Below are 21,890 nucleotides of genomic sequence, written 5' to 3'. Positions count from 1 at the left end.
GGTACCGGCCGTTCACAGGAGTGGAGAGGTCAGGAGATCAGCTCCACCTCCGCCAGCGTCCCCTCACCGTCCGGCACCAGGCGGTAGTGCGCGTACGTTCCCGCCGTGCCCACCGAGAACACCCGGGTCTGCTTGTCCCACGCGAACGACTGCCCGGACCGCTTGTCGAGGTCCTTCCACGTCGTGCCGTCCGTCGAGCCCTGCAGGACCCAGCCCGTCGGCGCCTTCGCCGCGGCGCCCGAGGTCAGCGTGTACTGGACCGCCTTCGTCGCCGACCCGACCGGGAGCTCCACCGCGCCGGTCACCGTCGCCGTCGTGGCCGACGTGTTGTCGAACAGCGCGCCTTCGCCCTTCAGGACGTCCTTCTTCGGCGACGGCACCTTGTCGTCCTGGGTGATCGACGTCGGGGCCGCGTTCTTGCCCGTGCCCCACGCCGACGGCTTGGCGCCCATGTCGAACTCCAGGACGCCGCCCTTGGCGAGCACCTCGTGCGGCAGCGACGTGGACGTCCACTTCTTGCCGTTGACCTTCAGGCCCTGCACGTAGATGTTCTTCGCGCTGTTCTTCGGGGCCTTGATCACGAGGTCGTGGCCGTTCTCCAGGTGGACGGTGGTCTTCGTGAAGAGCGGCGAGCCGATGGCGTACTCGCCACTGCCCATCACCAGGGGGTAGAAGCCGAGCGAGGAGAAGAGGTACCAGGCCGACTGCTCGCCGTTGTCCTCGTCGCCGTGGTAGCCCTGCCCTATCTCACTGCCCGTGTAGAGGCGGCCGAGGACCTCGCGGACCTTCTCCTGGGTCTTCCAGGGCTGCGACGCCGCGTCGTACATGTACGTGACGTGGTGCGCGACCTGGTTGCTGTGGCCGTACATGCCCATCCGTACGTCACGGGCCTCCGTCATCTCGTGGATGACACCGCCGTACGAGCCGACGAATTCGGGACCGGCCGTCTCCGGCGTGGAGAAGTACGTGTCGAGCTTCTTCGCCAGGCCGTCGCGGCCGCCGTACAGGTTGGCCAGACCGCGGCTGTCCTGCGGGGCTGTGAACGCGTAGCCCCAGCCGTTCGTCTCCGTGTAGTCGTAGCCCCAGATCCGCGGGTCGTACCTGTCGGAGGCGACGCGCCAGTCACCCTTGGCGTCCTTGCCCTGGAAGAAGCCCGCCTTGGAGTCGAACAGCTCGACATAATTGCGGGCCCGGTTCAGGAAGTACTCGGACTCCTCCTTGTACCGCTCCTTCTTCGTCTTCTTGTAGAGCGCCTGGCCCATCTGCGCGAGGCCGTAGTCGTTGAGGTAGCCCTCCAGCGACCAGGACAGACCCTCGTGCGTCGACGTGTTCGCGTAACCCGCGAACGGGGACGTCGCCATCCCCTTCCGGCCGACACCCGACATCGGCGGGACCACGGTGGCGTTCTTCAGGGCCGCCTCGTACGCCGCCTCACCGTCGAACTTCACGCCCTTGACGTACGCGTCCGCGAACGCGACGTCCGACGAGGTGCCGGTCATCAGGTCGGCATAGCCGGGGGAGGACCAGCGGGAGATCCAGCCGCCGTCCTTGTACTGCTGGACGAAGCCGTCGACCATCTCGCCGGCCTTCTTCGGCGTGAGGAAGGAGTACGCGGGCCACGTCGTCCGGTACGTGTCCCAGAAGCCGTTGTTGACGTACACCTTGCCGTCGACGATCTTCGCACCCGTGTGGGTGGGCGTGTCGGAGCCGATCTGCGGCGAGAACGGGCTGGCGTACCGGTCCTTGCCGTCGACCTGCTCGAAGCCCGAGTTCGGGTAGAGGTACAGGCGGTACATGCTGGAGTAGAGCGTCGTCAACTGGTCGGCGTTCGCGCCCTCGACCTCCACCCTTCCCAGGATGTCGTCCCAGGCCTGCTGCGCCCGGTCCTCGACGCTGCCGAAGGAGCGGGACGCGGGGATCTCGGCGGCGAGGTTCTGCTTCGCCTGGTCGATGCTGATCAGCGAGGTGGCCAGACGGAGGTTGACCGTACGGTCCTTGCCGGCGTCGAAGCGGAGGTAGCCCGTCACGTCGTCACCGCCGCCGCCCTTGAGCTTGCCGCTCGCCGTGACCGGGGCGTCGAAGACGCCGTAGACGAAGAGCCGGGTGGCGCCGGTGGAGAGGCCGCTCTTCACGTCGGAGAAGCCGGTGAAGGAGCTGGTCCCCGGGTCGAGAGTGAGTCCGCCGTCGTTGGAGATGTTGTCGAAGACGACGGACGCGTCGTCACCGGGATACGTGAACCGCATCCGCGCCGCGTGGTCGGTCGGCGTCATCTCGGCCTTGAGGCCGTTCTCGAACGTCACTCCGTAGTAGTGCGGCTTCGCCGTCTCGTTCTCGTGCTTGAACGGCAACGCGCGCGCCGTGCGGGAGGCGTTCGGGGTGTCCTTGGCCACCGACGGCATCAGCTGGAACGTCTGCCGGTCGCCCATCCACGGGCTCGGCTCATGGCTCGCGCTGAACGCCTGGAGAGTGGGCAGGTTGTCGTCGTTGTTGGCGCGCTGGTAGTCGTACAGCCAGCTCGTCGAAGCGGCGTTGGTGACCGGCGTCCAGAAGTTGAAGCCGTTCGGGACGGCGGTGGCGGGGAAGTTGTTTCCACGCGAGAAGCCGCCGCTGGAGTTGGTGCCCCGTACCGTCGACGCGTAGTCGGACAGGTGAGCCCGGCGCTTCTCCGGGGCCTTCGGGGCGAGCTTGATGTCGTCGATCCAGCCCTGGAACTTCGCCGGGCCCTTGGGGGAGTCGTACGCCACCAGGATCCGGTCGACGGTCTTCCCGGCCGCGACCGTGCCGATGCGCGAGGCGACCTTGTTCCACTGGTTGACGTACAGCCGCTTGGCGTCGGCCTGGCCCTGCGGGGTCAGCGGACCGCCGTGGCTGTCGGTGGCACCCAGATCGCTCAGGTACGTGCCGTCGGTGAACGCGAGGTCGACCGCCACATGCGTGGCCGGGTACGAGAGGTCCGTCTCGCCCATCTGCGGGAAGACGAGGTAGGAGAGCTCGGTGTCCCGGGTGACGGCCGTGTCGACGTCGAAGATCTTGTTGTACGAGTACGCCCGTCCGTCCGCCTTGTGCGTGCCCGCGTAGCGCAGAGCCTTCTTGCCCGTGAAGCCCGCGCCGGCCTTGGCCGTCGGGGAGCCCGACGGGCCGCGGTCGATCTGGCTGCGCATCTCGTCGGGCGCCGGCGTGCTGGTGTTGCCGTCGGAGAACTGGACGTCGGCGAGCTGGGTGATGTTGGAGGCGCCGTTGTTCTTCGTGATGTCCAGGCGGAAGTGCTGGTAGGCCGTGTCGGCCGTGATGTCGTACGACTTCGTCTGGAAGCGCTCGCTGAAGGACTGGTCGGTCCGGGAGTCGAGGTCCTTCCACGTCTTGCCGTCGGCGGAGCCCTGGAGTGTCCAGTTCTTCGGGTCGCGCTCGGCGGCGTCATTGGCCGAGGTGAGTGCGTAGGTCACGACCTTGACCGGTTCGGCGAGATCGAACTCCAGCCAGGCGGTGGGCTCGAAGGCCAGCCACTTGGTGCTGGACTCCCCGTCGACGAGGTTCTCCTTCACCTCACCGCCGCCGGTGTAATCGGCACTGGCGCGGACATCTGTGACCTTATCGGTGACATTGCCCGGTATTCCGGATGAGAAGCCGCCATCGATGCCCGACGACCGCTTCGTCCCGTCAAGCCCCTCCTCCACGGTATTGCGCCAGTCCGGCTGCTTTTCGTCTGCCTCGAACGAGGAGGTGAACGTCTGGTCTGCTGTGGGCCTTTCACCCCTTTCGAGGGAATGTGCCGACTGGGCGGCGGCCGCCGTCGGGGCGGTCACGACCAGGACCAGTGAAGCCGCAATGAGTGCGGCTGTGCGGCTTTGTCTCTTGCGAGAACCGTGTCGGGGCTGCATGCCGAGCCATTCCTCCCGAGGAAGTGCGCGTTGGACAACGTTGTCAGGGTGATGCGCAGGATCCAGTAGGGAGCCAAGTGGCGGGATGTGTCAAGGGTGTTGGGCACGAACGGCCGGGCGAATCGACCGTATTGCGGAAATCGTTACACCCGGACGAGGGCGCACGGGGCCCATGTATCCGCGAGGTCTCAACTCGGGAAAGACTGCCGCTCAAAGCTGCATTCGATCTTGCTCAGTTGGCCGCAAGTGGACTATACCTGTCGGCGTCTGCCCCGCCGTTTTCCGTGCGGGCTGACAAGGGGGGCCGGGGGAACGGTCGAGGGGATGCCACGAGGTGCATCCGCCGCTCGATCTCCCGAATCCCCCACTGCATCCGGCTAGCCTGCAAAATCAGCATGACCCAAGCGCAACTGACCGCGGTGGCGGGGCCCTTCGCCTGAGGCGAATTTCGACGGGCGACCGGTACACACCGCCTGAGTCCTGGAGAAGGCGAGGACTTGAGCATGGGATCCACCTCCGGCCACACGAATGAGGGCCTTGGCCGTCGCGACGTGATCAAGCGGTCTGCCGCACTCGGTCTGATCACCGTTCCGACAATGAGCTTCCTGTCGGCGTGTGCGAGTAGCGACAGCGGCACCGACGACTCGGTCAAGAAGGGCAAGACGAGCGCCAAGAACCCGCTCGGCGTCAATGAGACCGCTGCCCTCGACGTCGTCATCTTCGATGGCGGTTTCGGTCAGCAGTACGCGATCGACGCGGAGAAGAAGTACAACGCGGCCTTCCCGAAGGCCCCGAAGGTCAAGCACACCGCGACCCAGAAGATCCAGTCGCAGCTGCAGCCGCGCTTCAACGGTGGTACCCCGCCGGACCTGATCGACAACTCGGGCGCCGAGCAGATGGACATGGGTGTCCTCGTCGGCAAGAAGCAGCTGCTCGACCTGACGCCGCTGATGGACGCCCCGTCCATCGACGACCCGAGCAAGAAGGTCCGCGACACGCTGCGCCCCGGTGTCCTGGAGATGGGCCAGTTCGACGGCGACCCGGTCTGGATCATGTACTACGCGTACACGGTCTACGGTGTCTGGTACTCGCAGACCGCGCTGGACAACCTCGACGCGCAGTACCCCGAGAACTGGGACGACATGCTCGCCCTCTGCGAGAAGGCGAAGAAGAAGGGCATCGCCGGCTGGACGTACGCCGGTAAGTACCCCTACTACCTGCCGTTCTCGCTCTACCCGTTCATCGCCAAGATCGGTGGCCGGGAGGTTCTCGACAAGATCGACAACCTGGAGCCGAACGCCTGGAAGGACCCCGCGGTCAAGGCGGCGTTCGAGGCGTACTACGAGCTGTACAAGAAGGGGTACATCCTCAAGGGCACCCCGGGCATGACCCACATCCAGTCGCAGACCGCGTGGACCAAGGGCAAGGCGCTCTTCATCCCGAACGGTTCGTGGGTGGAGAACGAGGCGGCGCCCACCACGCCCAAGGACTTCAAGATGATGGTCTCGGCGCCGTCCAGCCTGGACGCGTCCGACAAGATGCCGTTCGGCACCATCTGGGCCTCCGGCGGTGAGCCCTTCGTCGTCCCGGCCAAGGCGAAGAACCCCGAGGGCGGCATGGAGCAGCTGCGCATCATGCTCTCCGAGGAGTCCTCGAAGAACTTCACCAAGCAGGTCAAGTCCCTCAGCGCCTTCAACGGTGGCACCGACGGTCTGACCCTGTCCACGGCCATGCAGGCCGGTGTCGACGCGCTGAAGAAGGCCGGCGACAACGTGGTGAACCCGCGCCTGCAGGACTGGTACGTGAAGCTCCAGAAGGAGCAGATCGGCGTCGCCGGCATCGGCGAGATGATGGCGGGCCGCGCGACCCCGGCCGAGGCCATCAAGAAGATCCAGGCCTTCGCGGACGCGGCGGCCAAGGACCAGTCCATCAAGCACTACAAGCACCAGTGAGCAACCGTCACCAGCGGCGGCACCCGCGGAAAGATCGGGGTCGGTAAACGATGCAGCACGGCAAGTACCGGTTCATTGTGGGGTTCTTGGCAGCCCCACTGGCGTTGTACGCGGTCTTCGTCATTTGGCCGTTCATCCAGTCCATCTACTATTCCTTCACGGACTGGACCGGTCTGAGCCCGGACTTCAAGATGGTCGGCTTCGACAACTACACCAGGATGCTGAAGGACGACATTTTCTGGAAGTCCTTGCAGCACAGCGTGTTGCTTGTGCTGCTGCTGCCGCTGGTGACGCTGGGCCTCGCGCTTTTCTTCGCCTTCATGCTCAATGTCGGCGGCCGGCGGCGGAAGAACGCCACGGTCGCCGGCGTGCGGGGCTCGGGCTTCTACAAGATCGCCTATTTCTTCCCGCAGGTGCTCTCGATCGTGATCGTCGCCCTGCTCTTCCAGTTCGCGTTCAACCCCAGTGACGGGATGCTGAATTCGACCCTGAAGGGCATCGGTCTCGGCTCCATCCAGCCGGACTGGCTGGGCGATCCGAGCCTCGCGCTCATCTGCGTCATGTCGGTGCTGATCTGGTCGACGGTCGGATTCTTCGTCGTCCTGTTCTCCGCCGGAATGGCGTCCATTCCGAAGGACTTCTACGAGGCGGCGCTCCTCGACGGCGCCAACCGCATCACGACGTTCTTCCGGATCACCCTGCCGCTGCTCTGGGACACGGTGCAGTCGGGCTGGGTCTACATGGGAATTCTGGCGCTCGGCGTGGAGGCGTTCACGGCCGTACAGGTCATGACCGTGGGTCCCGGTGGTCCCGACTACTCGACCACGGTCCTGCCGCTGTACGTGTACCAGACGGCCTTCCGTGACGGCCAGGCAGGATACGCAACAACGATCGGTGTCGGACTGCTCATCGTCACCATGGCCTTCGCGGCCATCGTGATGCGACTGGGCCGGCGCGAGCGGCTGGAGTTCTGATGAAGACCACTGACACCCCTCCCGCGCCTGCGGCGGACCGCGTGCCCGTGTCGACGGTGACCGTGCCCGGCGGCAAGAAGGAGAAGAGCAGCGAGGGCTCCGTCCTCAACGTCTTCTCGCACGGTGTGCTGATCATCTGGGCGATCCTGGTCGTCCTGCCGCTGCTCTGGGCGGTGATGGCGTCCTTCAAGACGGACGACTCGATCCTGTCGACGCCGTGGGCGCTGCCCGACAAGCTGCACTTCGAGAACTGGTCGCGCGCCTGGAGCCAGGCGCACATGAGCGATTACTTCTTCAACACGATCGTCGTGGTCGGCGGCTCGCTCATCGGCACGCTGCTGCTCGGTTCCATGGCGGCGTACGTACTGGCGCGGTTCGACTTCCCGGGGAACCGCTTCCTGTACTTCCTCTTCATCGGCGGGATGAGCTTCCCGATCATCCTGGCGCTGGTCCCGCTGTTCTTCGTGATGAACAACATGGGACTGCTGAACACGGTGCACGGACTGATCCTGGTCTACATCGCGTATTCGCTGCCCTTCACCGTCTTCTTCCTCACCTCGTTCTTCCGGACGCTGCCGACCTCGGTGGCGGAAGCGGCGATGCTCGACGGGGCGTCGCACACCCGGACGTTCTTCCAGGTCATGCTGCCGATGGCGAAGCCCGGCCTGATCAGCGTCGGTATCTTCAACTTCCTGGGGCAGTGGAACCAGTACATGCTGCCGACGGTGCTGAACACCGAACCGGATCACCGGGTGCTCTCCCAGGGCCTGGTCGAACTGGCCACCAGTCAGGGATACAAGGGTGACTGGTCCGGCCTCTTCGCCGGTCTGGTGATGGCGATGCTGCCGGTCCTCGCGGCCTACATCATCTTCCAGCGTCAGGTCGTCGCGGGCCTGACCGCGGGAGCCGTGAAGTAGCGGCCCGCCGAACACCGCATGGACGGACGAACCGTCCGTCGGCCCTGTGCCGACGGGCGGTTCGTCCGTTCTTCGTGTCCGCCCAGCGGGGTCTGTCCGCTCATCCGAGGCTCGGACTGCTCAAGGTCTTGACGGGGAGTGCCCCAAAACGCTCAGCTTAGAGTTCACATGTTAGAGAAAACGGTAGGAGTGAGAGAGTCGATGGAGACTCCGGGGTCGCAGACATCTCTGCATCGCGCCAACCTTGAGCGGGTCGTGCGTGCCGTACGTATGGCGGGTTCGCTCACCCAGGCGGAGATCGCCAGAAGCACCGGCCTCTCCGCGGCCACGGTCTCCAATATCGTTCGCGAACTGAAGGACGGCGGCACGGTCGAGGTGACCCCCACCTCGGCGGGCGGCCGCCGGGCCCGCAGCGTCTCCCTGAGCGGTGACGCGGGCATCGTGATCGGCGTCGACTTCGGACATACGCATCTGCGGGTGGCGGTCGGCAACCTTGCCCACCAGGTGCTCGCCGAGGAGTCCGAGCCGCTGGACGTGGACGCCTCATCGGCGGAGGGCTTCGGCCGGGCGGAACAGCTGGTCAAGAGGCTGATCGAGACGACCGGGATCGGCCCGGACAAGGTGATCGGAGTGGGCCTCGGCGTTCCCGGTCCGATCGATGTGGAGTCCGGCACGCTGGGCTCCACGTCGATCCTGCCGGGCTGGACGGGCATCAACCCGAGCGAGGAACTCGCGGCACGGCTCGGCGTGCCGGTGTACGTCGACAACGACGCCAACCTCGGGGCGCTGGGAGAGCTGGTCTGGGGGAGCGGCCGGGGGGTCAAGGACCTCGCGTACATCAAGGTCGCAAGCGGTGTCGGCGCCGGTCTGGTGATCGACGGGAACATCTACCGGGGGCCGGGCGGCACGGCCGGCGAGATCGGCCACATCACGCTCGACGAATCGGGTCCTGTCTGCCGCTGCGGCAACCGCGGATGCCTGGAGACCTTCACGGCCGCGCGGTACGTCCTGCCCCTGCTCCAGCCCAGCCACGGGCCCGATCTCACGATGGAGCGGGTGGTCCAGCTGGCCCGGGAGGGCGATCCGGGCTGCCGCCGGGTGATCGGCGACGTCGGGCGGCACATCGGCAGCGGCGTCGCCAACCTGTGCAACCTGCTCAACCCCAGCCGGGTGGTCCTCGGCGGCTCCCTCGCCGAGGCGGGGGAGCTGGTGCTCGGGCCGATCCGCGACTCGGTGTCGCGCTACGCCATCCCCAGCGCCGCCCGGCAGCTCTCGGTCCTTCCGGGGGCCCTCGGCGGCCGGGCGGAGGTGCTCGGTGCGCTGGCTCTCGTACTGAGTGAAATGGGGGATTCGACCCTTTTGGAGAGCACTCTGCCGGCGGCCACACCTGCCTTCACTTAGATAACGAATGGCACCGTTGTCATCTCGTTAAGAATTTACTCCTTGACGCTGACGTCGCGGCCGAGTTGACTTCCAGCCACCTCGGCCGCAACGCTGCGGCCTCGTCAGGGAGGCACACCCGCAATGAACGCAATGACGCGACGCATCGTCATAGGCACGGCCGCAGTTTCGATGGCCGTCTCCCTCGCAGCCTGTGGCAAGGCGGGCGACGACAAGAAGGGCTCGGCGGACTCGGGCAGCAAGACCAAGATCGGTCTGCTGCTCCCGGAGAACAAGACCGCTCGCTACGAGACGCTGGACAAGCCGCTGTTCATCGAAGCGGTCAAGAAGGACTGCGCGGACTGCGAGGTTGTCTACAACAACGCGGCCGGTGATGTCGGCCAGCAGAAGCAGCAGTTCGAGCAGCAGATAGCCGACGGCATCAAGGTCATCGCGATCTCCTCGGTCGACGCCGAGAAGTCCGCCGCGTGGGTTGCCGACGCACACAAGAAGGGCGTCAAGGTCGTCGCGTACGACCGCGCCATCGTCGGTGCCGACGCCTACGTCAGCCACGACAACGAGAAGATCGGCAAGCTCCAGGGCCAGGCCGTCCTCGACGCCCTCGGCTCCAAGGCGGCCGGCTCCAACCTCGTCATGATCAACGGTGACGAGAAGGACCCGAACGCCGGCCTGTTCAAGAAGGGTGCTCACGAGGCCCTCGACGGCAAGATCAAGATTGCCTACGAGGCGTCCGGCGAGTGGGACCCGAAGATCGCCGGCGAGAAGATGACCGCCGCGATCTCCTCGGTCGGCAAGGGCAAGATCAACGCGGTCTACTCCGCCAACGACGGCATGGCGGGCGGCATCATCACGTCCCTGAGCAACGCCGGCATCAAGGACATCCCGGTGGGTGGCCAGGACGCCGAGCTCCCCGGTATCCAGCGGATCATCGCCGGTACGCAGACCTTCACGATCTACAAGTCGCCGAAGCAGCTCGCCCCGACGGCCGCCCAGTTCGCTGTCAACCTGCTCCAGGGCAAGGACATCGGCGCCTCGGGCAAGACGGACGGCGTTCCCTCCACGCTGCTCGAGCCGACCGTGGTGAACAAGGACAACATCGAGTCCACCGTGGTCAAGGACGGCATCTACCAGGCCTCCGCGATCTGCGTCAAGGACATCGCCGCCAAGTGCACCGCACTGGGCATCAAGTAGTCCCTCCTCGCGCCAGGGCCAACAGGCCCTGGCGCGTACGGGTTTGATCCGCGCCGCACGGCGGAGTCCGCCCGCCCCATGACTGTCCGGCCCCGGCCGGCCCACACCCCGCTGCCGGCCGGGGCCGGACATTCTTCCCCCAGTACTTCCAGTACATCGACGCCGCCCCTCGTGGCGCGGCGTCTCCGCCGGTCAGGCGGCACATCCCCGCCGGTCAGGCGGCGAAGGAGATGGTTCACGTGTCACAGACGCCCGTGCTGGCGTTGCGTGGAGTCTTCAAGCGATTCGGAGCGGTCCAGGTCCTCTCCGGTGTCGATCTCGAAGTCCACGCCGGAGAAGTGGTCGCCCTGGTCGGCGACAACGGTGCAGGAAAGTCCACGCTGGTCAAGACGATCGCCGGCGTGCACCCCATCGATGAGGGCGTCATCGAGTGGGAGGGCGCGAAGGTGGACATCAACCGTCCGCACGACGCCCAGAACCTCGGCGTCGCCACCGTCTACCAGGACCTTGCGCTCTGCGACAACCTGGATGTCGTCGCCAACCTCTTCCTCGGTCGCGAGATCAAGAAGGGTGGCGTCCTCGACGAGGTCGCCATGGAGAAGCGGGCACAGGACCTCCTGTCCACGCTCTCCATCCGTATCCCCAGCGTCCGTATCCCGGTTGCCGCGCTCTCCGGCGGCCAGCGCCAGGTCGTGGCTATCGCCCGTGCCCTGGTCGGCAACCCCAAGATCGTGATCCTGGACGAGCCCACCGCGGCCCTCGGCGTCGAGCAGACCGCACAGGTCCTCGACCTGGTGGAGCGGCTGCGCGAGCAGAACCTCGGCGTCATCCTCATCAGCCACAACATGGCCGATGTGAAGGCTGTCGCCGACAAGGTCGCCGTGCTGCGACTCGGCCACAACAACGGCATCTTCCCTGTGGCGACGACCAGCCACGAAGAAATCATCGCCGCGATCACGGGCGCCACGGACAACGCCGTGACCCGTCGCAAGTCCCGCAGCGCGGAGGCATCCAAGTGAGCAAGATCAGCAAGACTTCGGCCGAGGTCCCGGCCCAGGCAAAGGCCACCGAGGCTCCCGTAGCAGCGGCCGGCGCAGTCAAGGTCGTCGACCCCCGCCTGCTCATCCGTGAGCAGGGCTTCAAGGGCTACTGGACCGAGTTCAAGCGCAAGGTGCGCTCGGGCGAGATCGGCTCGCTGCCTGTCGTGGTGGGCCTGATCGTCATCGGGATCGTCTTCCAGGTCGAGACCGGCAACTTCCTCACCTCGTACAACCTCGACCAGATCACGCTGTACGCGGCGGGCCCCGGCATCATGGCCGTGGGCATCGTCTTCGTACTGCTGCTCGGCGAGATCGACCTCGCGGTCGGTTCCGTCGCGGGTCTCGCGGGTTCGGTGTGGGCCGTGCTCGGCACGGACATGCCCGACTCCCTCGCCATCGTGGTCGGCATCCTGTCCGGCACGGTCATCGGCGCCTTCCACGGCATCGTCTTCGCCAAGATCGGCGTGCCCGCGTTCGTCGTGACGCTGGCAGGCTTCCTGGGCTGGGCCGGTCTGCAGACCTGGGTGATGGGCGACAAGTCCACCATCACCACCCCGCTCGGCAGCTTCGTCCGCGACCTGACCAGCTACTACTTCGCCGACGTCGCCGCCGCCTACGGTCTCGCCGTGGTCGTGATCGTCGCCTTCTACCTCGCGCAGCTGCGCGACTCGAGCCGCCGCAAGGCCGCAGAGCTGCCGCACCGCCCGCAGAGCGAGATCATCCTGCGCACCGTGCTGATCGCCGTCCTGTGCCTCCTCGCTGCGTACGCGTTCAACCAGGAGCAGGGCCTCCCGCTCTCCCTGGTGATCTTCCTCGCGATCCTGGTCATCACCGACTTCGTTCTGCGCCGCACCACCTACGGCCGTCAGATCTTCGCGGTCGGCGGTGGCATCGAGGCAGCGCGTCGTGCCGGTATCAACGTGTCCTGGATCCGCATCTCGGTGTTCATGATCTCCGGCACGCTCGGTGCGGTCGGCGGTCTCTTCCTGGCCTCCGCGACCGGCGGCGCCGACCGTTCGCTCGGTGGCGGCAACCAGCTCATGATGTGCATCGCCGCAGCCGTCATCGGCGGTACGTCCCTGTTCGGCGGACGCGGCAAGGTCTGGTCCGCGCTGCTGGGCATCCTGGTCATCCAGTCGATCGTCCAGGGCCTCAACCAGATGAACCTGTCGTCGAACGCGATCCAGTACATGATCACTGGTGGAGTACTCCTCATCGCCGTGATCATCGACTCGGTCTCGCGCAAGACCCAGAAGACCGCGGGCCGCGCCTGACCGCGGAACCCGCGCCTGTGCCCGGCACCCTTCGTGGTGCCGGGCACCTGCGTGTACGTATGTACGCACGCACCGATCCGCACCTGAAAACACCGCCCGATGACCGGGGCCCCGGACGGAACATTAGACTCAGCGGATCGGTACGCTCGACCAGCTCAAACGCAAGGAGGCACGGGTGGCTCTGCTGACCCGCATCGGTGGACCGCGTGACCTGGACCGGCTCACTCCCGAGCAGCTGGACCAGCTCGCCGAAGAGATCCGGACCTTCCTCGTCGACGCCGTTTCCAAGACCGGTGGCCACCTCGGCCCCAACCTGGGTGTGGTCGAGCTGACCATCGCCCTGCACCGGGTCTTCGATTCGCCGAAGGACAAGGTGCTCTTCGACACCGGCCACCAGAGCTATGTGCACAAACTGCTCACCGGTCGCCAGGACTTCACGAAGCTCAAGAGCAAGGGAGGCCTGTCCGGTTACCCCTCGCGCGCCGAGTCCGAGCACGACATCATCGAGAACTCGCACGCCTCCACCGTCCTCGGCTGGGCCGACGGACTCGCCAAGGCCAACGAGGTACTGAAGAAGGACGACCATGTCGTCGCGGTCATCGGTGACGGCGCTCTCACCGGCGGTATGGCCTGGGAGGCGCTGAACAACATCGCCGCCGCCAAGGACCGCCCGCTCGTCATCGTCGTCAACGACAACGAGCGCTCCTACGCCCCGACCATCGGCGGCCTCGCCAACCACCTCGCCACCCTGCGCACCACGGACGGCTACGAGCGCTTCCTGGCCCGCGGCAAGGACATCCTGGAGCGCACCCCCGTCGTCGGGAAGCCGCTGTACGAGACGCTGCACGGCGCCAAGAAGGGGCTGAAGGACTTCATCGCCCCGCAGGGCATGTTCGAGGACCTCGGTCTGAAGTACGTCGGCCCGATCGACGGTCACGACATCGAAGCCCTGGAGTCCGCGCTGCAGCGGGCCAAGCGCTTCGGCGGCCCGGTCATCGTGCACTGCCTCACCGAGAAGGGCCGCGGCTACACCCCCGCCCTCCTCGACGAGGCCGACCGCTTCCACGCCGTCGGCAAGATCCACCCCGACACCGGCCTCCCCATCGCCACCTCCGGCCTCGACTGGACGTCCGTCTTCGGCGAGGAGATGGTCAAGCTCGGCAAGGAGCGCAAGGACATCGTCGCGATCACCGCGGCCATGCTCCAGCCGGTCGGCCTCACCAAATTCGAGAAGGAATTCCCGGACCGGATCTACGACGTCGGCATTGCCGAGCAGCACGGCGCGGTCTCCGCGGCGGGCCTCGCCACCGGCGGACTGCACCCCGTCTTCGCGGTGTACGCCACGTTCCTCAACCGGGCCTTCGACCAGGTCCTGATGGATGTTGCGCTGCACAAGTGCGGCGTCACGTTCGTCCTGGACCGGGCGGGTATCACCGGCACCGACGGTGCCTCGCACAACGGCATGTGGGACATGTCGATCCTGCAGTGCGTGCCGGGCCTGCGGATCGCGGCTCCGCGCGACGCCGACCAGGTCCGCGCCCAGCTGCGCGAGGCCGTCGAGGTCGACGACGCCCCGACCGTGGTCCGCTTCTCCAAGGGTGCCGTCGGCCCGTCCGTCAAGGCCGTCGGCAAGGTCGGTGGCATGGACGTGCTCCGCAGGGCCGACACGGCCCGCCCGGACGTCGTCCTGATCTCGGTCGGCGCGCTCGCCCCGATGTGCCTGGAGATCGCCGATCTGCTGGACGCCCAGGGCATCACGACGACGGTCGTCGACCCGCGCTGGGTCAAGCCCGTCGACGAGGCCATGGCGCCGCTCGCCGAGCAGCACCGCGTCGTCGTCACCGTCGAGGACAACAGCCGGGCCGGCGGTGTCGGCTCCGCCGTCGCCCAGGCGCTGCGCGACGCCGGAGTCGACGTACCGCTGCGCGACTTCGGTATCCCGCCGCGCTTCCTCGACCACGCCTCCCGCAAGGAGGTCATGGCCGAGATCGGGCTGACCGCGCCGGACATCGCCCGTCAGGTGACCGGGCTCGTCGCCAAGCTGGACGGCCGCTTCGACAGCGGCGCCGACAGCCGCTCCGTGATCGAACCCGCGCGCGACTGACCCGTTCGAGCACGGTCCCCGCGACCGGCGAGCGATACGGCAGATGGGCCGGTCGGCCACCCTGTACGGGTGGTTCGACCGGCCCATCTGCGTGAAATCGCCCGGTGCGGAGCCTCCCGCGACCGATAAGGTCCCAATCATGGCGTACACGACGAGTGCGTGGAGGTACGCCGGTGACTGCCCAGCAGGACACACCACCCAGGAAGGGCGGACTGTTCCGGACCAAGACGGTCGAGCAGTCCATCCTCGATACCGAGGAACCGGAGCACGGGCTCAAGAAGTCACTCTCCGCCCTGGACCTCACGGTCTTCGGGGTGGGTGTCATCATCGGCACCGGCATCTTCGTCCTCACCGGCAAGGTGGCGAAGGAGACCGCGGGACCCGCCACGTCCCTCGCCTTCGTGGCCGCGGGCATCGTCTGCGCCCTGGCCGCGCTCTGTTACGCCGAGTTCGCCTCCACCGTGCCGGTCGCGGGGTCCGCCTACACCTTCTCGTACGCCTCGCTCGGCGAGCTGGTCGCCTGGATCATCGGCTGGGACCTGGTGCTGGAGTTCGCCCTGGGCACGGCGGTGGTGGCGGTCGGATGGTCCGGCTACGTCCGCTCGCTGATGGACAACGTCGGCTGGCACATGCCCGACGTGCTCTCCGGGCCGGATGCGGCACCAGGATTCGGCTTCGATGTTCTGGCCTTCGTCCTGGTGGTCGTCCTGACCGTCATCCTGGTGCTCGGCATGAAGCTCTCCGCCCGGGTCACGACGGTCGTGGTCGCCATCAAGCTGGCCGTTGTCATGATCGTGATCATCGCGGGGCTCTTCTTCATCAAGGCCGCCAACTACTCGCCCTTCATCCCGCCGGCGCAGCCGCAGCCGGCCGGCTCCGGACTGACCGCGCCGCTGATCCAGCTGATCTTCGGTTACGCGCCCACGAACTTCGGCGTCATGGGCATCTTCACCGCAGCCTCCGTCGTCTTCTTCGCCTTTATCGGCTTCGACGTCGTCGCGACGGCCGCCGAGGAGACCAAGCTCCCGCAGCGAGACATGCCACGCGGCATCCTCGCTTCGCTTTTCATCTGCACGGTGCTCTACGTCGCCGTATCGCTGGTGGTCACCGGCATGGAGCACTACACCGAACTGTCGGTGAGCGCCCCCCTGGCCGATGCCTTCAAGGCCCTCGGCCATCCTGTCTACGCGGGGTTCATCAGCTTCGGCGCGGCCGTCGGCCTGACGACGGTGTGCATGATCCTGCTGCTGGGTCAGACCCGGGTGTTCTTCGCGATGAGCCGCGACGGGCTGCTTCCGCGGTTCTTCTCCAAGACGCACCCGAAGTTCGGCACCCCGTACCGCCCGACCATCCTGCTCGGCGTGATCATCGCGATCGTCGCGGGCTTCACCAGCATCAACGAGCTGGCGACACTGGTGAACATCGGCACGCTCTTCGCGTTCGTCGTCGTCGCCCTGGGAGTCGTGGTGCTGCGCCGTACCCGCCCCGATCTGCACCGCGCGTTCCGCACCCCGTGGGTGCCGGTGCTCCCGATCCTCTCGGTGGCCGCGTCGGTGTGGCTGATGCTCAATCTGCCGGCCGAGACGTGGCTCCGGTTCGCCATCTGGATGGCCATCGGCGTGATCATCTACTTCACGTACGGACGCAGTCACAGCCGGATCAACCAGCCCGTCAGCCGGCCATAGTTCACGTGGATCATTCGGCACGCGACGGCGGCACCGGCCGCACCGTACGGGGGCCCACGCACCGCGCCCCGTACGCCTCCACCCGCAGCCGCAGCTCCCGGTCGGCGGTGACGACGACACAGGTGCGGGCTGCCGGACGGGACACGGCATCGGCGACCAGTTCGACGATCCGGTCGTCACCGCTTCCGGGCGCCGCTTCCACCCCGACCCCGGGACGCGATTCGACGCCCCGGGCCGCGCCCTCGACGACCAGGACCAACTCGACGGGACCGGGGAAGCCGTCCAGGCCGTCCGCGGCGAACGGGACCAGCGCATCCCGCAGCCTCTCGGCCGCGCCGCGCCGGTCCCGCCACCATCCGTCCGGTACCGACCCGACCACATTGGCCGCGTCGACGATCACCAGGGTCGGTTCGCTCAACATCCCCGAAGGGTGTCATGCACCGACCACGGCGCTGTCCGTCATCCGCCGGTGGCGGGGGACTTCTTCGCGGACTCCGGGATCGTGGCGTCCTCGCGGATCGCCTTCCACAACGTGTTGGCCTGCGGCTGCACCGCCACGACCCGGTTCGGATCCACCTTGTCGTATGCCACCGGGAGCATGATCGTCTCCATCGAGGCAGGATCGACGCCCTGCATGGAGCGGGCGAACTTCGAGAGCGACGTCAGCGAGGCGAGACCGTCGTCGGTCGTCAGCGACTTGGTCGCCGAGTTGGCGATCTTGTACGTGTTCGTCGGACTGCTCAGCAGATCCTGCGACTTGACCTCGCCCAGCAGCGCGAGGAGGAACTGCTGCTGGAGCCCGATCCGGCCCAGGTCGCTGCCGTCGCCGATGCCGTGCCGGGTGCGGACGTACGCGAGGGACTGGGTGCCATCGAGCTTGTGCGGGCCCGCGGTGAGGTCGAGGCCGGACGACTTGTCGTGGATGTCCTGCGGAACATCGACGGTGACGCCGCCTATCGCGTCGACCAGATCCTTGAACCCGGCGAAGTTGATCTCCAGGTAGTGGTCGATCCGCACCTTGGACATCTTTTCGACGGTCTTGACCACGCAGGCCGGACCGACCTGCGAGTAGACGGAGTTGAACATCACGCGGTTCGCCGACGGTACGACCGAGCCGTCGGCCTTCGTGCACTCGGGCCGGGTGACGAGGGTGTCGCGCGGTATGGACACGGCGACGGCCCTGGTGCGGCCCTCGGGAATGTGCACCACCATCGCGGTGTCGGACCGCGCACCGCTGACGCTGCCGCCGCCGCCCAGCTCCTTGTTCTCGGCACCGGCCCGCGAGTCGGAGCCGAGGACCAGCAGGTTCTGCCCGCTGGTGGGCAGCTTTTCGGGCCGGTCGTCGCCCAGTGCCTTGTTGATGTCGACGCCCTTGATGTTGCCGTCCAGCTTGCTGTACAGCCACCAGATGGTGCCACCGGCGGCGAGGAGCAGCACCAGTACGATACTGAGGGTGATCTTCAGGCCGCGGCGGCGCTTGCGCGGCGCTCCCCTCCGCTTCCGTCCGCCGTCGTGAGAGGGCGGACGACTGTCGAGCGGGCCCGGTGTCATGGCGTCGTGGCTCATCGTGGTCGAGTCCTCAATCTCATTGCCCGGGGTGGGCGGTGAAGTGCGTGGGACTCGGGTGGGGGGCATGACCGGTCCGTGAATGCATGACTGACCGAGCACTATAGAACAGAGAATCGTGCGAATGTATGTCTCGATGCCCGCCATCATGACGTGAGCACCTCGAACTACTATTCGCTCATGACTTGGTTGATCACGGGAGGGGCCGGCTTCATCGGTGCGCATGTGGTGCGCGCCATGCGGGAGGCCGGTGAGTCGGTCGCCGTGTACGACGACCTCTCGACGGGCGACCGGTCGCGGGTTCCCGCGGACGTGCCGTTCGTGCAGGGATCGACACTCGACGCAGCTCAACTGCGGCGAAGCCTGACGGACCTGTCGGTGCACGGCGTGGTCCACCTCGCGGCGAAGAAGCAGGTCGCCGAGTCCATCGAACGCCCCCTGTACTACTACCGGGAGAACGTGCAAGGTCTGCAGACGCTGCTGGAGGCGGTCGCCGACAGCGGCGTGCGTGCCTTCCTGTTCTCGTCCTCGGCGGCCGTCTACGGCATGCCCGATGTGCGGCTTGTGACGGAGGACACTCCATGTGACCCGATCAACCCCTACGGCGAGACCAAGCTGACCGGTGAGTGGATGGTGCGCGCCGCGGGGAAGGCGCACGGCATCGCCACCGCCTCGATGCGGTACTTCAACGTCGCCGGCGCGGCCACACCGCTGCTCGCCGACACGGGCGTGTTCAACCTGGTGCCCATGGTCTTCGAGAAGCTGACGCAGGGCGCGATCCCGGTCGTCTTCGGCGACGACTACGACACCGCTGACGGCACCTGCGTACGCGACTTCATCCATGTCGACGACATCGCCTCGGCACATCTCGCCGCGGCCCGTGCCCTCCTCGACCGGGAGCCGGGCACGGACCTGACGGTCAACATCGGCCGTGGCGAGGGCGTCTCGGTGCGCGAGATGATCGAGCTGATCGGTGAGGTGACGGGGTACGGGGCGAAGGCGGCTCCGGTCTCGGCGCCGCGCAGGGCGGGCGACCCGGCCAGGGTGGTCGCGTCCGCCGACCGGATCCGTGCCGAACTGGGCTGGTCCGCCCGGCACGACGCCCGCCAGATGGTCACGTCCGCATGGGAGGGCTGGTGCCTCAGGCACCCCGCCGCCGGGCGCCCGAACCAGGCGGCTGCTCCCGCTTAAACGATTCTCCGCTTGTTTATGATGTCTCGATCCGGAGCCCGTGCATCGCACGGGCCTGCTTCCAGGGAGGGTGACGAACAGCGATGCGCAGCGCCCCCCTACGCGAATCCAAGCAGCGGAACGAGTCGGCGACCGCGGACGCAGCAACGCTCGCCGACGTTCACGGCGGCCCGTGGCTGCTGACCGGACACGACGGCAGACTGACCGCCTATGTGCACACCGAAGGTGCGGTGCTGAGGTGGACGGAGACCGCTCCCGGTGGCCGACGGTGGGACGGACCCGACGTCCTTCCCGCGAAGGGCATCACCGAGCTCACGGTGGTGCAGGGGCAGAACCGGTACGCCCATCTGCTGGGGCGCCGGGTCCGCCCGCGGGCCGACGGCTGGTCGAACGTGGACATCATGTACGCCACGCAGTACCAGACGGGCCGCCCGCTGACGCAGTGGCGCTCGCTGGGCAATCCGTTCAAGGAGATCGCCCAGGCGGTGGAGGTCGGGGTTCCGGCCGGCGCCGTCACCAGTGACGGCGCGCTGTACGTCTGTGTCCCGACGGGACCCGGAGGAGTTGCCCTGCGCCGCGAGGACAAGCGGGGCCAGTGGCAGCCGTGGAGCCAGCTCCAGGCGGCCGGCGGCACCGACGCACCGGCACCCGCGGCAACCTCGTCCGGCCTGGTGGAGGTGCTCGTCCCCACCCGAACCGCAGCACTCCATCTCCAGCAGACCGAGCCGGGCGGCGCCCTGGTACGCGGCTACGACGTGGGCGCGATTCCCCTGCCGGGATCGGCGACCGCACTGGAGACGGCCCCGGGCCGGCTGACGTACTACTTGACGGACGCGCGGGGTACCGGTGTCGTCGCCTTCCGGGCAGGCAACTGGCCCGTACCGCTGGGCGGCAATCCGGGAGACGGGCGCATCGCCGCGCTCAGGACGACGGTGGACGGCTACGACTGCACGGTGCTCGCGCTCCGCGGCGTCGACGGGACGGTCAACCTCGGCGTCTGTCCGACCGAGGGCGAGCAGGGCGGCGTGTGGTGGACGGGCACCGGGATGCGCTGTGCCGGAGATCCCGCACTGGCTGTGGACGGTTACGGCAGGGCGGTCGTTGCTGCTGTCGGCTCCGACGGCCGTCTGGCCGTCGCACGGCAGCAGGACGGTCAGGGGCTGGCCCTCAGCGACTGGAGGCCGATGTGAGCGCCTCGGGTACGGAGAGGGTGACGATCGTCGTCTCGCGCCACCGGGAGGCCGTGGCGCTGGTCGCGGCCGAGACAGCCGGTGCCGAGATCAGCGTCCTGTGCCTGGCGGAGGACGACAGGGAAGGGCGCGCCACCCTGGACCGGGCGCTCAAGGAAGCGGGACGCCGCGGCTGCCAGGTCGGGGGAGCCCCGAGGACCGTCGGTGCGCAGGAGAGCGGCAGTACGGCCGGGCTGCTGCGGGAGCTGCGTGCGCTCCGCCCGCATCGGGTGCGTCTGCAGGATCCCGATCCGGTCCACATCGGGTACGACGCCGAACGCGACGTCCCCGTGTACGACGTGGATCCCGAGCATGCCGCCGCTGCGCTGACCGCTCTCTCCGCAGTCCGGGACCACCAGTTGGAATCGGGAACCCCGGTCCACGTCACCTGTCATCGTGCTGATGCGGATGAGCAACTCGGCGCGGCATCGGGGCTGCGCTACCCGCAGACGACGCACTGGCTCACCGAGGGATTCGACGGCAGGCTCTCCGCCTTCCTGCCCTCGGCGGCCGGCGTGGTGCGGTGGACCCAGTCCGAACCGGGCGGCGCCGCCTGGCAGGGGCCGGAGCTCCTTCCGGGCCCAAGGCTGATGCCCGGCCTCCGGGTGGTCCGGGATCTCCACGGATTCCCGCATCTCTTCGCGCTGCGCAGGACCCCGCTCAAGGACGGTGGCGACGACATCGCGATCGTGCGGGCCACCCAATACGGCACCGGACGTCCCCTCACCCCCTGGCACTCACTGGGCAGCCCGAATCCGGGCAACCGGTACAGGAGCCGCGCGATCGGGTTTCCGGCGGCCGCGTTCGATGCCACCGGCGGCCTCGTCGTCTTCGCGCGTAACTTCGGGCACGGCGTCAGCTACCGGCAGCAGGGGGCAGACGGCGCCTGGACCCCTTGGCAGCACCTGCGGGGCGTCCGTGTCGCGGACGAGCTCGTCACCGTCACCACCGGACAGGGTGAGGTCGAACTCTTTGCGCGGGCACGGGACTCCGCGGCGGTGGTGCGTTGGTACCGCACGGGACCCGATGGCACCTGGGCCGAGGACCGGGCCGTGCCGTTCTCGCCCCGTCCGGGATCGATGGCGGCCGGACCCGAACCGGGGACGCTTGTCTTCCGCGACCTTCGGACGAACGAACCGTGTCTCTGGTGGCCGGGCGCGACTGCCCCGGTGCCGCTCGGCGGCGCCGACGGTGGCGGACCGGTCACCGGCGCTCGCGGCGTCGAGGTGGACGGCTGGGCGTACTCCCTGCTCATCCGGTCCGGTTCCGGTGGCGCCTGCGCCGTCGGGGCGCATGCCGAGGGCCGGGCGGACGCGGGTGTGTGGTGGAACGAGCTCGGTGGGGAGTCGGTCCTGGTGCCTGCGGCTGTCCGGGATCGTACCGGCTTGGTTACTTTGGCGACGTTCACAGCTGGTGCACAGCTGGCCATTTCTCACCGAGAGTCACTTTCGAGCGGCTTCGACTTCGGTCGCTGGCACACAGCGTGAG

15 protein-coding genes are annotated in these 21,890 nt (G+C 67.4%); 12 read left to right on the top strand and 3 right to left on the bottom strand.

Annotation, left to right across the window (positions count from 1 at the left end; translation table 11 throughout):
• Nucleotides 1-29 precede the first annotated feature (29 nt).
• Nucleotides 30-3,878: a GH92 family glycosyl hydrolase gene (locus OG395_RS17405; protein ID WP_327243780.1), complete on the bottom strand. Its 3,849-nt coding sequence runs from the start codon at nt 3,876-3,878 to the stop codon at nt 30-32.
• 503 nt (nt 3,879-4,381) lie between these two features.
• On the opposite strand from OG395_RS17405, the gene ngcE reads away from it, so the two are divergent.
• From ngcE to OG395_RS17360, 9 genes are all read left to right on the top strand, one after another.
• The gene (gene ngcE / locus OG395_RS17400; protein ID WP_327243779.1) at nt 4,382-5,830 is read left to right on the top strand and encodes an N-acetylglucosamine/diacetylchitobiose ABC transporter substrate-binding protein; all 1,449 of its coding nucleotides are present in this window, start codon (nt 4,382-4,384) and stop codon (nt 5,828-5,830) included.
• A gap of 50 nt (nt 5,831-5,880) precedes the next feature.
• Nucleotides 5,881-6,804: a carbohydrate ABC transporter permease gene (locus tag OG395_RS17395; protein WP_266980285.1), complete on the top strand. Its 924-nt coding sequence runs from the start codon at nt 5,881-5,883 to the stop codon at nt 6,802-6,804.
• Nucleotides 6,804-7,721, top strand: a complete 918-nt coding sequence (locus tag OG395_RS17390) for a carbohydrate ABC transporter permease (RefSeq protein ID WP_327243778.1) — start codon at nt 6,804-6,806, stop codon at nt 7,719-7,721. Before OG395_RS17395 ends, OG395_RS17390 begins: the two co-directional genes overlap by 1 nt.
• 201 nt (nt 7,722-7,922) lie before the next feature.
• Entirely contained in the window at nt 7,923-9,122 is a 1,200-nt protein-coding gene (locus OG395_RS17385; RefSeq protein ID WP_327243777.1) for an ROK family transcriptional regulator, read from the top strand.
• 123 nt (nt 9,123-9,245) lie between these two features.
• Nucleotides 9,246-10,313 (top strand): sugar ABC transporter substrate-binding protein, encoded by a 1,068-nt coding sequence (locus OG395_RS17380; protein WP_383373737.1) that lies wholly within the window; start codon nt 9,246-9,248, stop codon nt 10,311-10,313.
• A gap of 230 nt (nt 10,314-10,543) precedes the next feature.
• The gene (locus OG395_RS17375) at nt 10,544-11,332 is read left to right on the top strand and encodes an ATP-binding cassette domain-containing protein (RefSeq protein ID WP_030979331.1); all 789 of its coding nucleotides are present in this window, start codon (nt 10,544-10,546) and stop codon (nt 11,330-11,332) included.
• Entirely contained in the window at nt 11,329-12,627 is a 1,299-nt protein-coding gene (locus OG395_RS17370; RefSeq protein WP_327243776.1) for a sugar ABC transporter permease, read from the top strand. The genes OG395_RS17375 and OG395_RS17370 overlap by 4 nt, the downstream gene beginning before the upstream one ends.
• Nucleotides 12,628-12,802: 175 nt before the next feature.
• Nucleotides 12,803-14,731: a 1-deoxy-D-xylulose-5-phosphate synthase gene (dxs, locus tag OG395_RS17365; RefSeq protein WP_327243775.1), complete on the top strand. Its 1,929-nt coding sequence runs from the start codon at nt 12,803-12,805 to the stop codon at nt 14,729-14,731.
• A gap of 173 nt (nt 14,732-14,904) precedes the next feature.
• Nucleotides 14,905-16,416, top strand: coding sequence for an amino acid permease (locus OG395_RS17360; RefSeq protein ID WP_327243774.1), 1,512 nt, complete (start codon nt 14,905-14,907; stop codon nt 16,414-16,416).
• Nucleotides 16,417-16,426: 10 nt separating this feature from the next.
• Here the strand turns inward: OG395_RS17360 and OG395_RS17355 are convergent, their stop codons facing one another.
• Nucleotides 16,427-16,837, bottom strand: coding sequence for an NTP pyrophosphohydrolase (locus OG395_RS17355; RefSeq protein ID WP_327243773.1), 411 nt, complete (start codon nt 16,835-16,837; stop codon nt 16,427-16,429).
• A gap of 38 nt (nt 16,838-16,875) precedes the next feature.
• A complete protein-coding gene (locus OG395_RS17350) occupies nt 16,876-17,982 on the bottom strand; it encodes an LCP family protein (protein WP_327243772.1) in 1,107 nt (368 codons plus the stop codon).
• Between the two features lie 180 nt (nt 17,983-18,162).
• On the opposite strand from OG395_RS17350, the gene galE reads away from it, so the two are divergent.
• From galE to OG395_RS17335, 3 genes are all read left to right on the top strand, one after another.
• Entirely contained in the window at nt 18,163-19,173 is a 1,011-nt protein-coding gene (galE, locus tag OG395_RS17345; protein WP_327243771.1) for a UDP-glucose 4-epimerase GalE, read from the top strand.
• An 83-nt stretch (nt 19,174-19,256) separates the two neighbouring features.
• Nucleotides 19,257-20,363 (top strand): hypothetical protein, encoded by a 1,107-nt coding sequence (locus tag OG395_RS17340; protein WP_327243770.1) that lies wholly within the window; start codon nt 19,257-19,259, stop codon nt 20,361-20,363.
• Nucleotides 20,360-21,889, top strand: a complete 1,530-nt coding sequence (locus OG395_RS17335) for a hypothetical protein (protein WP_327243769.1) — start codon at nt 20,360-20,362, stop codon at nt 21,887-21,889. Before OG395_RS17340 ends, OG395_RS17335 begins: the two co-directional genes overlap by 4 nt.
• Nucleotide 21,890: the final 1 nt, after the last annotated feature.

It is taken from the genome of Streptomyces sp. NBC_01320 (genome assembly GCF_035974375.1).
GTDB lineage: Bacteria > Actinomycetota > Actinomycetes > Streptomycetales > Streptomycetaceae > Streptomyces > Streptomyces yanii.
This window is presented reverse-complemented; position numbering and strand designations above follow the sequence as displayed.